The sequence below is a fragment of the Leclercia sp. 29361 genome (assembly GCF_011290365.1).
GTDB lineage: Bacteria > Pseudomonadota > Gammaproteobacteria > Enterobacterales > Enterobacteriaceae > Enterobacter > Enterobacter tamurae.
Map to the genome: position 1 here is coordinate 3,309,436 of NZ_CP049786.1, position 12,078 is coordinate 3,321,513.

At 57.3% G+C, this 12,078-nt stretch carries 9 protein-coding genes; 6 read left to right on the forward strand and 3 right to left on the reverse strand.

Annotation, left to right across the window (positions count from 1 at the left end; all coding sequences use genetic code 11):
• Window positions 1-322: 322 nt before the first annotated feature.
• The 3 genes from nrdA (at window position 323) to yfaE (ending at window position 4,074) form a co-directional block, all read left to right on the forward strand.
• Window positions 323-2,608 carry a class 1a ribonucleoside-diphosphate reductase subunit alpha gene (nrdA, locus tag G7090_RS15810; RefSeq protein WP_106995400.1) on the forward strand — a complete coding sequence of 762 codons (2,286 nt, stop codon included), beginning with the start codon at window positions 323-325 and terminating at the stop codon, window positions 2,606-2,608.
• Between the two features lie 81 nt (window positions 2,609-2,689).
• Window positions 2,690-3,820 (forward strand): class Ia ribonucleoside-diphosphate reductase subunit beta, encoded by a 1,131-nt coding sequence (gene nrdB / locus G7090_RS15815; RefSeq protein WP_106995401.1) that lies wholly within the window; start codon window positions 2,690-2,692, stop codon window positions 3,818-3,820.
• Window positions 3,820-4,074 carry a class I ribonucleotide reductase maintenance protein YfaE gene (gene yfaE / locus G7090_RS15820; protein ID WP_106995402.1) on the forward strand — a complete coding sequence of 85 codons (255 nt, stop codon included), beginning with the start codon at window positions 3,820-3,822 and terminating at the stop codon, window positions 4,072-4,074. Before nrdB ends, yfaE begins: the two co-directional genes overlap by 1 nt.
• A gap of 24 nt (window positions 4,075-4,098) precedes the next feature.
• Here the strand turns inward: yfaE and glpQ are convergent, their stop codons facing one another.
• Window positions 4,099-5,151 carry a glycerophosphodiester phosphodiesterase gene (glpQ, locus tag G7090_RS15825; protein ID WP_166183029.1) on the reverse strand — a complete coding sequence of 351 codons (1,053 nt, stop codon included), beginning with the start codon at window positions 5,149-5,151 and terminating at the stop codon, window positions 4,099-4,101.
• Between the two features lie 11 nt (window positions 5,152-5,162).
• Window positions 5,163-6,515 (reverse strand): glycerol-3-phosphate transporter, encoded by a 1,353-nt coding sequence (gene glpT / locus G7090_RS15830; protein ID WP_166183030.1) that lies wholly within the window; start codon window positions 6,513-6,515, stop codon window positions 5,163-5,165.
• A 256-nt stretch (window positions 6,516-6,771) separates the two neighbouring features.
• On the opposite strand from glpT, the gene glpA reads away from it, so the two are divergent.
• Genes glpA through glpC form a run of 3 tightly spaced genes read left to right on the forward strand, consistent with a single transcriptional unit; the run spans window position 6,772 to window position 10,794 of the window.
• Window positions 6,772-8,400, forward strand: coding sequence for an anaerobic glycerol-3-phosphate dehydrogenase subunit A (gene glpA / locus G7090_RS15835; protein WP_166183031.1), 1,629 nt, complete (start codon window positions 6,772-6,774; stop codon window positions 8,398-8,400).
• Complete coding sequence (glpB, locus tag G7090_RS15840) at window positions 8,390-9,607, forward strand: glycerol-3-phosphate dehydrogenase subunit GlpB (protein WP_166183032.1); 1,218 nt, start codon at window positions 8,390-8,392, stop codon at window positions 9,605-9,607. Before glpA ends, glpB begins: the two co-directional genes overlap by 11 nt.
• Window positions 9,604-10,794: an anaerobic glycerol-3-phosphate dehydrogenase subunit GlpC gene (gene glpC / locus G7090_RS15845; RefSeq protein ID WP_166183033.1), complete on the forward strand. Its 1,191-nt coding sequence runs from the start codon at window positions 9,604-9,606 to the stop codon at window positions 10,792-10,794. Before glpB ends, glpC begins: the two co-directional genes overlap by 4 nt.
• 31 nt (window positions 10,795-10,825) lie before the next feature.
• Here glpC and G7090_RS15850 read toward each other — a convergent pair whose 3' ends face one another.
• Window positions 10,826-12,025, reverse strand: coding sequence for a nicotinamide mononucleotide deamidase-related protein YfaY (locus G7090_RS15850; protein WP_166183034.1), 1,200 nt, complete (start codon window positions 12,023-12,025; stop codon window positions 10,826-10,828).
• Window positions 12,026-12,078: the final 53 nt, after the last annotated feature.

Consider the following 12,078-nt stretch of genomic DNA (forward strand, 5'->3'; position numbering starts at 1 on the left):
TTTTTCTGATGAATGCGCAACCCTCAGTTGCGCATTTTTGACCACCCGTTGAAGAAATCAGCAGTCGATCAAATTTTCATTTTTTTTTCTACATTATTGACATCACGTCCAGGCCTTACGGCACGAGGACTTACGCTTTTTTACCCTTTCACAACCTGAATTTAACCTCAAAATCAACTCTTGTGCTGAAAAGAATCCTTACTAGAATACTCACCATCTTGCGTTATGCTTAACGCACAACCCCTATATATAGTATTTATCCACAGAGGTCTGTGGATAAGCGGGGGATATTTTCATTTTTCACGGACAGGTAAAAACCCACATGAATCAGAGTCTGCTGGTGACAAAGCGCGACGGTGCTACCGAGCGTATCAATCTGGACAAAATCCATCGTGTTCTCGACTGGGCAGCAGAAGGACTGAACAACGTATCTATTTCTCAGGTGGAACTGCGATCTCACATCCAGTTCTATGACGGCATCAAAACGTCTGATATCCACGAAACCATTATCAAAGCTGCGGCGGATCTGATCTCCCGCGAAGCACCGGATTATCAGTACCTCGCTGCCCGTCTGGCCATTTTCCACCTGCGTAAAAAAGCTTACGGCCAGTTTGAGCCGCCAGCGTTGTTCGATCATGTGGTGAAGATGGTAGAGCTGGGCAAATACGACACGCATCTGCTGGAAGACTACACGGAAGAAGAGTTCAAGCAGATGGACGGGTTTATCGATCACTGGCGTGATATGAACTTCTCCTACGCCGCGGTGAAGCAGCTGGAAGGTAAATACCTGGTCCAGAACCGTGTGACCGGCGAAATCTACGAGAGCGCCCAGTTCCTCTACATTCTGGTTGCCGCCTGCCTGTTCTCTGGCTATCCGCGTGATACCCGTCTGGAATACGTGAAGCGTTTCTACGATGCGGTGTCCACGTTCAAAATTTCTCTGCCGACGCCGATCATGTCCGGCGTGCGCACCCCAACCCGCCAGTTCAGCTCCTGCGTGCTGATCGAGTGCGGCGATAGCCTGGACTCTATTAACGCCACCTCCAGCGCCATTGTGAAATACGTTTCCCAGCGCGCCGGTATCGGCATCAACGCCGGTCGCATTCGTGCCCTGGGTAGCCCGATCCGCGGCGGTGAAGCGTTCCACACCGGCTGTATCCCGTTCTACAAACACTTCCAGACCGCAGTCAAATCCTGCTCTCAGGGCGGCGTGCGCGGTGGTGCAGCGACCCTGTTCTACCCGATGTGGCATCTGGAAGTTGAAAGCCTGCTGGTCCTGAAAAACAACCGTGGCGTGGAAGGCAACCGCGTGCGTCACATGGACTACGGCGTACAGATCAACAAGCTGATGTACACCCGTCTGCTGAAAGGTGGCGACATCACTCTGTTCAGCCCGTCCGACGTCCCGGGCCTGTACGACGCTTTCTTTGCCGATCAGGATGAGTTCGAGCGCCTGTACGTTCAGTACGAGCAGGACGACAGTATTCGTAAGCAGCGCGTGAAGGCGGTTGAACTGTTCTCCCTGATGATGCAGGAGCGCGCCTCGACTGGCCGTATTTACATCCAGAACGTTGACCACTGCAACACCCATAGCCCGTTCGATCCGGTCGTTGCCCCAGTGCGCCAGTCCAACCTGTGCCTGGAGATCGCCCTGCCGACCAAACCGCTGGAAGATGTGAACGACGAAAACGGCGAGATCGCCCTGTGTACGCTCTCCGCGTTCAACCTGGGGGCGATTAACAGCCTCGACGAGCTGGAAGAGCTGGCGGTGCTGGCTGTACGTGCCCTGGATGCGCTGCTGGATTATCAGGATTACCCAATCCCGGCGGCCAAACGTGGTGCGATGGGTCGTCGTACCCTCGGCATCGGTGTGATCAACTATGCCTACTGGCTGGCGAAAAACGGTAAACGTTATTCCGACGGCAGCGCCAACAATCTGACGCACCAGACCTTCGAAGCCATTCAGTATTACCTGCTGAAAGCCTCTAACGATCTGGCCATCGAGCAAGGCGCCTGCCCGTGGTTCAACGAAACCACCTACGCCAAAGGCATTCTGCCGATCGACACCTACAAGAAAGACCTGGACGCGATCGCCAACGAGCCGCTGCATCTTGACTGGGAAGCTCTGCGCGAATCCATTAAGACTCACGGCCTGCGTAACTCCACGCTCTCTGCCCTGATGCCGTCCGAGACCTCCTCGCAGATCTCCAACGCCACCAACGGCATCGAGCCGCCGCGCGGCCACGTCAGCATCAAAGCGTCGAAAGACGGGATCCTGCGCCAGGTGGTGCCGGACTACGAGCTGCTGAAAAACAACTACGAGCTGCTGTGGGAAATGCCAAATAACGACGGCTACCTGCAGCTGGTGGGCATCATGCAGAAGTTTATCGACCAGTCGATCTCTGCCAACACCAACTACGATCCATCACGCTTCCCGTCCGGGAAAGTGCCGATGCAGCAGCTGCTGAAAGACCTGCTTACCGCCTATAAATTTGGCGTGAAGACCCTGTACTATCAAAACACCCGTGACGGTGCGGAAGATGCGCAGGACGATCTGGCCCCGTCCATTCAGGATGATGGCTGCGAAAGCGGCGCATGTAAGATTTAATGTAAATGCCGGGTGGCGCTACGCTTACCCGGCCTACGATTTTGTTTGCCCGATCTACAAAATCTCTCACAGGACACACTCATGGCATACACCACCTTTTCACAGACGAAAAACGACCAGCTCAAAGAGCCGATGTTCTTCGGCCAGCCGGTCAACGTGGCACGCTACGATCAGCAAAAATATGACATCTTCGAAAAGCTGATTGAAAAGCAACTCTCCTTCTTCTGGCGTCCGGAAGAAGTTGACGTTTCCCGCGATCGCATCGACTTCCAGGCGCTGCCGGAGCATGAAAAGCACATCTTCCTCAGCAATCTGAAGTATCAGACGCTGCTGGACTCCATCCAGGGTCGTAGCCCGAACGTGGCGCTGCTGCCGCTGATCTCCATCCCGGAGCTGGAAACCTGGGTTGAGACCTGGGCCTTCTCCGAGACGATCCACTCTCGCTCCTACACCCACATCATCCGTAACATCGTCAACGATCCGGCGATTGTGTTCGATGATATCGTCACCAACGATCAAATCCTGAAGCGCGCGCAGGGCATTGCGCACTTCTATGATGACCTGATTGAGATGACAAGCTACTGGCATCTGCTGGGTGAAGGTACCCACAGCGTGAACGGCAAAACCGTCACCGTGAACCTGCGTGAGCTGAAGAAAAAACTCTACCTGTGCCTGATGAGCGTAAACGCTCTCGAAGCGATTCGTTTCTACGTCAGCTTCGCCTGCTCCTTCGCCTTCGCAGAACGCGAGCTGATGGAAGGCAATGCCAAAATCATCCGTCTGATCGCCCGGGATGAAGCCCTGCACCTGACCGGCACCCAGCATATGCTGAACCTGCTGCGCAGCGGCGTGGACGATCCGGAAATGGCTGAGATTGCAGAAGAGTGCAAGCAGGAGAGCTATGACCTGTTTGTTCAGGCGGCGCAGCAGGAGAAAGAGTGGGCTGAATACCTGTTCCAGGGCGGCTCGATGATCGGCCTGAACAAAGATATTCTCTGCCAGTACGTCGAGTACATCACCAACATCCGCATGCAGGCGGTGGGTCTTGACCTGCCGTTCCAGACCCGCTCCAACCCAATCCCGTGGATCAACACCTGGCTGGTGTCCGATAACGTCCAGGTGGCGCCGCAGGAAGTGGAAGTGAGCTCCTACCTGGTCGGTCAGATTGACTCCGAAGTCAACACCGATGATTTGAGCGACTTCCAGCTCTGATGAGCCGCGTGACGCTTCGTCTGACTGGCACAGAACTCCTGTGCCAGGAAGAACACCCTTCCCTGCTTATTGCGCTGGAATCCCACCGGATTGCAGTTGAATACCAGTGCCGTGAAGGCTACTGCGGCTCCTGCCGCTGCCGCCTGGTGACCGGTCAGGTTGACTGGATCACCGAACCGCTGGCCTTCATCAACGAAGGGGAAATTTTGCCCTGCTGCTGTAGGGCAAAAGGCGATATTGAGATCGAGATGTAAAAAAGGGCCTTCCGGCCCTTTTTTTTATTTTAAGAACGTCACCGCTTTATCCGGGAAATCTGTAAACAATCCGTCCACGCCCGCCTGGTTGTACAACACCTCATAAAGCTGATTCACATCCGTCGCATATTCCGGCAGCTGGTCCGCGCGCACCGTATAAGGATGGACCTGCATCTTGCTGGCATGCGCCTCTTTCACCATCGTCGTCAACTTCACGTGGCCCGGCGTGGAACCCTCTGCCACCAGCATGTGGTAATCCGGCCCGATGCCGTCGGCATACTGTGCAATCTGCTTCATCGCACCCGGTGTAAACATCCAGTCATAGCTGTAGTTCACCCACGTCCCGTCCGGCTTCTTCTCCTGGGTTTCATTCCAGTTAGTGTAAGCAATCAGCTGCACCAGATTGAGATCCATCCCCATCTTCGGCTCCAGCTCGGTTTTGATGCGCTTCAGCTCAGCGGCGTCAAAACACTGCAGATACACCTTGTCCTTCTTGCTGGTGTAGCCATAGTGTTTCAGCACCTCCAGCGTTTTCGCGGCAATGTCTTTCCCTTCCTGGTGGTGGAACCACGGCGCTTTGATTTCCGGATAGATACCGATATTTTTACCGGTTGAGTGGTTCAGCCCCTGAACAAACTCAATCTCTTCCTGGAAGGTATGGATGCGGAAGTCAGATTTGCCCATCGGGAAACGTCCCGGATAAACCTGCACCTTCTTGCCATTTTCAATCTCGAAACCTTCGGTAAACTTCAGGGAACGGATCTCCGCCAGGGTAAAATCAATGGCGTAGAACCGGCCATCCTGGCGCGCACGGTCCGGGAAACGCTCCGCCACGTCCGTCACGCGATCAAGATAGTGGTCATGCAGGACGACCAGCTGGTCGTCCTTCGTCATCACCAGATCCTGCTCCAGATAATCCGCACCCTGTGCATAGGCCATCGCTTTCGCCGGTAGCGTATGCTCCGGCAGATAGCCGCTGGCACCGCGATGAGCGATAACGATTTTATCCGCCGCCAGCGCGGACCCTGTCATCAGGCCCGCCAGCAGCAATCCGGTTGTTAAGTGAGATAATTTCATGGCAAGGTTCCTTATTGACGACGTGCCAGCACTTCCGCGTGATGACGTTTCTCACCGATCATCACGACAATCAGCAGCAGTACCGCCAGTACGCTTCCGCCGATCATCACCATAAAGCCGCCATCCCAGCCGAAGAAGTCAACGGTATAGCCCACGATGGCGCTCGCTGCGACCGACCCACCCAGATAGCCGAACAGACCGGTAAAGCCTGCCGCCGTGCCTGCCGCTTTTTTCGGTGCCAGTTCCAGGGCATGCAGACCGATCAGCATAACCGGACCATAAATCAGGAAGCCGATGACGATCATGCAGGCCATATCCACACCCGGGTTGCCCGGCGGGTTGAGCCAGTACACGACGGTGGCGATGGTCACCAGGGTCATAAAGAAGACGCCCGTCGCACCGCGGTTACCTTTGAACACCTTGTCCGACATCCAGCCGCAAATCAGCGTGCCCGGGATCCCGGCGTATTCATACAGGAAGTAGGCCCAGGAGGATTTATCCAGCGCGAAGTGCTTCACCTCTTTCAGGTAAGTCGGGGACCAGTCCAGAATGCCGTAGCGCAGCAGATAAACGAACACGTTCGCCACCGCGATGTACCACAGCAGTTTGTTGGGCAGCACGTACTTCATGAAGATCTGTTTTGCCGTCAGCTCTTCTTCGTGCTTCTCACTGTAATCATCCGGATAGTCATTTTTGTACTCTTCAATCGGCGGCAGGCCGCAGGATTGCGGCGTGTCGCGCATCAGGGCAAAGGCAATAATCGCCACCACAATGGCACCAAAGGCTGGCATATAAAGGGCAGCGTGCCAGTCGTTGAACCAGGCCATCCCCAGCAGGAACAGCAGAGGCGGAAGACCGCCCCCTACGTTATGCGCGCAGTTCCACACCGACACGATACCGCCACGCTCTTTCTGCGACCACCAGTGCACCATGGTACGTCCGCATGGCGGCCATCCCATCCCCTGGAACCAGCCGCAGAGGAACAGCAGGACGAACATGACGGCAATGCTGGAGGTTGCCCACGGCACAAAGCCCATAAACAGCATGACCGCTGCCGCCAGGATCAGACCGGCAGGCAGGAAGACGCGCGGATTCGAGCGATCGGACACTGAACCCATAATGAATTTGGAAAAACCGTAGGCGATAGAGATCCCTGACAGCGCGAACCCCAGATCGCCACGGGAAAAGCCCTGCTCCACCAGATACGGCATGGCAAGCGCAAAGTTTTTACGCACAAGGTAATACGCCGCGTACCCGAAGAAGATCCCCAGGAAGATTTGCCAACGCAGACGGCGGTATAGCGGATCAATTTCTGCCTCTGGCAGACGCGCCCGATGTGGCGCAGGTTTGAAGATACTGAGCATAACAGCCTCCGTGGCCAGGTATTGAATTTACAGGGGCTTAACTGCCCCCGACTCCAGCGAGGCCGCGATGTTAAGAAATCTCAGTGATTGTTACTGTGAATCAACGCACAGATTGTTACAGAAATATGACAGAATGCGCAAAAAAGCTCATGAAATCACGTTTCACTTTCGAATATCGCTCGTTTGTGCTCGAAATCAAACAAACCACAGTTTTAGTGTGGCTAAATGATAAAAAAACGAACACAGAGGGATGACAATGACCATTCACGATCCTCGGTTCAGCGATGTGATAATCATTGGTGGTGGCGCTACCGGCGCCGGGATCGCACGCGATTGCGCCCTTCGCGGCTTAAGCGTCACGCTTCTGGAGCGCCATGATATTGCGACAGGCGCAACCGGGCGTAACCACGGCCTGCTGCACAGCGGCGCGCGGTATGCGGTCACCGACGATGAATCCGCGCGCGAATGTATTGCTGAAAACCAGATCCTCAGGCGTATAGCCCGCCACTGCATTGAACCGACCGACGGCCTTTTTATCACCCTTCCCGAGGATGATCTCGCCTTTCAGGATACCTTTATCACCGCCTGTCATGCAGCTGGCATTCAGGCTGAGGCCATGGACCCGGCGCGGGCGCGGCGGCTGGAACCTTCGGTTAACCCGGCGCTTATCGGCGCGGTAAAAGTCCCTGACGGCACCGTCGATCCGTTCCGCCTGACCGCCGCCAATATGCTGGACGCCCGCGAGCATGGCGCGCGTATCCTCACCGGGCACGACGTGACCGGGCTTATCCGGGAAGGTAATCGCATCTGCGGCGTGCGGGTGTTTAACACGCAATACAATGAACACGGCGAGCTGTATGCCGCCGTCGTGGTCAACGCGGCGGGGATCTGGGGGCAGCGCATTGCGGAATACGCCGACCTGTCGGTGCGCATGTTCCCGGCGAAAGGCTCGCTGCTGATCCTCGACCACCGCATCAATAACCACGTGATCAACCGCTGCCGCACACCCTCTGACGCCGATATCCTCGTCCCGGGCGATACTATTTCGTTAATTGGTACAACCTCAACCCATGTGGACTACAGCGAGATTGATTACAACCGCGTGACCGCCGAAGAGGTCGACATCCTGCTGCGTGAAGGGGAAAAACTGGCGCCGGTGATGGCGCAGACGCGTATTCTGCGCGCCTACGCGGGCGTGCGTCCGCTGGTCGCCAGCGACAACGACCCGAGCGGGCGTAGCGTCAGCCGTGGCATTGTGCTGCTCGACCATGCCGCGCGTGACGGTCTGGACGGGTTTATCACTATCACCGGTGGCAAGCTGATGACCTACCGTCTGATGGCCGAGTGGGCAACCGATGCCGTCTGCCACAAACTGGGCAGTACCCAATCGTGCGTGACGGCAGAACAGCCTCTGCCCGGATCGCGGCAATCCACCGAAAAGACTCTACAAAAAATTATCTCTCTGCCGGCCCCTCTGCGCGGGTCGGCCATCTATCGCCATGGCGACAGAACGCCGGTCTGGCTGGGTGAAGGGCGGCTGAGCCGCAGTCTGGTATGCGAGTGTGAAGCCGTTACCGCCGGGGAAGTGCAATACGCGGTGGAGAACCTGACGGTCAATAGCCTGCTCGACCTCCGCCGCCGCACCCGCGTCGGAATGGGGACCTGCCAGGGCGAGCTCTGCGCCTGTCGTGCCGCCGGGCTGCTGCAACGTTTTCATACCACTACCGCCACCCAGTCGCTCGATCAGCTTAGCGCATTTTTAAACGAGCGCTGGAAGGGCATTCAGCCTGTCGCCTGGGGTGATGCCCTGCGTGAAAGCGAGTTTACCCGCTGGGTCTACCAGGGGCTGTGCGGTCTTGAAAAGGAGCAACAGGATGAAATTTGATACCGTGATTGTCGGCGGCGGACTGGCGGGCCTGCTCTGTGGCATCAAACTCACAAAGCAGGGGCTGCGCTGCGCCATTATCACCCGGGGCCAGAGCGCCCTGCACTTCTCGTCGGGCTCGCTGGATCTGATAGACGAAGCGTACCGCGATCAACTGCCGCCAGAGCACCCCTATCACCTGACTGGCGCGCAGCATATTGACCGCTTTGCGCTGGAAGCCGAAGCGCTACTGGCGGACTGCGGCGCACACCTTAAGGGGAGCGCCAGGCAAAATCATCAGCGCGTCACGCCGCTCGGCACCCTGCGCTCTGCCTGGCTCAGTCCGGAGGAGGTGCCCGTTGCCCCGTTCAGTGCCGGGCGCGTGCGGGTCGTGGGTATCAGCGGTTTTCTGGATTTTCAGCCCCATCTTGCGGCGGCGTCACTTTGCCGTCAGGGGGTTAATGCCGAAACGGCAGAGATAGAGCTGCCCGAGCTGGATGTTCTGCGCGACAACCCGAGCGAGTTTCGCGCGGTGAATATCGCCCGCTTCCTTGATAACGAAGATAAATGGTCGCTGCTGTATGACGCGCTCAGGCCGCTCGGCGAAAGCTGTGACGCGCTGTTGATGCCCGCCTGCTTTGGCTTACGCGACAACCGCCTCTGGCGCTGGCTCTCGGCTCGTCTGCCCTGCACTCTCGGTCTGCTGCCAACGCTGCCCCCTTCCGTACCCGGCATTCGCCTGCATACCCAGCTGCAGCGCAAATTTGTTGCGCAGGGTGGCGTCTGGATGGCGGGGGATGAAGTGAAGAAAATGACGCTGACGGACGGCGCGATAAGTGAAATCTGGACGCGCAATCACGATGATATTCCGCTTCTTGCCCGCTATACGGTGCTGGCAAGCGGCAGTTTCTTCAGTAACGGACTGCTGAGCAGCCGGGATGGCATCCGGGAAGCCATTATGGGGCTGGATGTGCGGCAAAGCGCCTCCCGCGCGGACTGGTATCAGAGTGATTTCTTCTCGCCGCAGCCCTGGCAACAGTTCGGCGTGATTGCCGATAATCAGCTACATCCGCAACTTGCCGGTAAGCCAGTCAGTAATCTCTTTGCCATCGGCTCGCTGCTGGGCGGATACGATCCTGTCGCCCAGGGATGCGGTGGCGGCGTCTGCGCCGTGACGGCACTGTATGTCGCAGAGCAGATTAGCCAGCGCACGGAGGCTGAACGATGAACGATACCCGTTTTGAAAGCTGCATCAAATGCACGGTGTGTACCACCGTCTGTCCGGTCAGCGGCGTAAATCCGCGCTATCCTGGTCCGAAACAGGCCGGACCGGACGGCGAGCGTCTGCGCCTGAAGGACGGCAAACTGTACGACGAGGCGCTGAAATACTGCATTAACTGTAAACGCTGTGAGGTGGCCTGTCCGTCCGATGTCAAGATCGGCGATATCATCCAGCGCGCCCGGGCGCGCTATAGCAGGCAAAAACCGTCCTTGCGGGACGCTATTCTGAGCCACACTGACCTGATGGGGAGCCTGTCGACGCCGTTTGCCCCGCTGGTGAATGCTGCGACCTCTCTCAAACCGGTGCGCCAGCTGCTGGATGCCACGCTGAAGATAGACCATCACCGCAGTCTGCCCAAATATTCTCACGGCACTTTCCGCCGTTGGTACAAGTCCGTCGCGACGGAGCAGGCGAAGTATGCTGACCAGGTGGCCTTTTTCCACGGCTGCTATGTGAATTACAACCACCCGCAGCTGGGTAAAGATCTGCTGAAGGTGCTTAACGCCATGGGAACAGGCGTTCAGTTACTGAATAAAGAGAAGTGCTGTGGCGTACCGCTGATTGCCAACGGGTTTACCGATAAAGCGCGCAGGCAGGCCAAAAGCAACGTCGCGTCGCTGAGGGTGGCTATTGTCGACAAAGGTATTCCAGTGCTGGCAACCTCGTCCACCTGCACCTTCACCCTGCGCGATGAGTACCCGCATCTGCTGGACGTGGATAATACCGGGCTGCGCGAACACATCGAGCTGGCGACGCGTTATCTGTGGCGCAAACTGGATAGCGGGCAGACGTTGCCGCTGGGGAAATTGCCCCTGAAAGTGGTGTATCACACACCCTGTCATATGGAGAAAATGGGCTGGTCGCTCTATACGCTTGAACTGCTGCGGTTGATTCCGGGGCTGGAGCTAACGGTGCTGGACTCACGCTGCTGCGGTATTGCGGGAACCTACGGTTTTAAGCGTGAAAACTACGAAACGTCACAGGCGATTGGCGCCCCGCTGTTCCGCCAGATTGAAGAGAGCGGCGCCGATATCGTGGTGACCGACTGCGAAACCTGCAAGTGGCAGATTGAGATGTCCACCAGCAAGCGCTGTGAACATCCGATTACCCTGCTGGCGAAGGCGCTGGGCTGAACAGCGCCGGGGAAAGGCCCCGGCACAGGTTTTACTCAACGAACAGCGATTCGACGACGTTGATCCAGCCATGCTCGCTGGCCACCGGCTTATCGTTCAGCCAGCGGCGCAGCATGTTCAGTGCCATCATGGCGCAGACCTCCTGACGGACTGCCAGGCTGTAGCGCGTTGTGCTCATTTTCACCCGCAGGGCGTGGGTGCCTTCCGGGGTAGCCAGGGCAAAGTTGAGATGATCCTCTTCCGCACCCGACACTGCCAGTGCCAGACCGGCAAAATGTTTCACACGCCGCTCGGCCACCCAGTGGGCAGTTTGCGCCAGGGTCTCTTCCTGAGAAGGTACTACCTCGCTGGCCAGCAATGGAGCGCTTACCCGGGAGAGTTGTAACGCCAGCAGGCCACCGGTAAATTGCTCGCTGAGGGTCAGGCTCAGTTGGCGGGCCTGCAGATCGCGGGCGATTTGCGCCGGGAGCCCTTCGGTGCCTTCGAAGATCAGGTTCTCACCCGCCACGCGCTGCACCTCAGGCCACAGGGCCAGCATTGCGGCCTTCTCGGTTGCCGGACCGGTTAATTTCAGTTCGATAATCGGCATCGAGGAGCGATAGCCCATGGTCACACCTGGCGGCAACGTCAGGTGATCGAGGCTCTGGGCCAGGTCACTCTCCGAGCGGCCAAAGGTGGTGAGACGCAAACAGATTGGCGGTTCGGGAAAGGTAAAACGCTGACGCAGACGCGGCAGGATCTCTTTTTCCACCATCACCTTGAATTCAGACGGGACGCCGGGGGTGAAGAACATCAGGCAGCGATTAAGCTGAACGGCAAAGCCGCAGGCGGTGCCGACCGGGTTATCAACCAACTCCGCGCTGGCCGGAATTTCTGCCTGCTTGCGGTTGCTGGGGGCCATCACCTTGCCGCGATCGCTGAAGAACCGCTCCATATGGCTGAGCCACTCGGTGTGCAGCACCAGCGCTTCGCCTTTCGCCGTGGCGGCGGCCAGCGCGCTCAGATCGTCGCTGGTAGGGCCGAGGCCACCGTTCACAATCAGCACATCTGCCTGTTCGCTTCGCTCACGCAGAACGTTGACCAGCGCCTCCAGCGAGTCGCCCACCGTGTTACGCCGCGTTAACGGTAATCCCTGCTCAAAGAAAATATCCGCCAGCCAGGCCGCATTGGTATCAGTGATTTGTCCATGCAGTACTTCATCGCCAGTGGACAGCATCTCCACGTTTATCATTGTGTTCTCCCGCATTTGTGGTGAAAACACTATAACGCAATCGGCTGTGGGGG

Bases quoted from the DNA above. Each gene is read 5' to 3' on its own strand.
- glpB (WP_166183032.1), top strand. From the start codon at position 8,390: ATGAAATTTGATACCGTGATTGTCGGCGGCGGACTGGCGGGCCTGCTC.
- glpT (WP_166183030.1), bottom strand. From the start codon at position 6,515: ATGCTCAGTATCTTCAAACCTGCGCCACATCGGGCGCGTCTGCCAGAG.
- nrdA (WP_106995400.1), top strand. From the start codon at position 323: ATGAATCAGAGTCTGCTGGTGACAAAGCGCGACGGTGCTACCGAGCGT.
- yfaE (WP_106995402.1), top strand. From the start codon at position 3,820: ATGAGCCGCGTGACGCTTCGTCTGACTGGCACAGAACTCCTGTGCCAG.
- glpC (WP_166183033.1), top strand. From the start codon at position 9,604: ATGAACGATACCCGTTTTGAAAGCTGCATCAAATGCACGGTGTGTACC.
- nrdB (WP_106995401.1), top strand. From the start codon at position 2,690: ATGGCATACACCACCTTTTCACAGACGAAAAACGACCAGCTCAAAGAG.
- G7090_RS15850 (WP_166183034.1), bottom strand. From the start codon at position 12,025: ATGATAAACGTGGAGATGCTGTCCACTGGCGATGAAGTACTGCATGGA.
- glpQ (WP_166183029.1), bottom strand. From the start codon at position 5,151: ATGAAATTATCTCACTTAACAACCGGATTGCTGCTGGCGGGCCTGATG.
- glpA (WP_166183031.1), top strand. From the start codon at position 6,772: ATGACCATTCACGATCCTCGGTTCAGCGATGTGATAATCATTGGTGGT.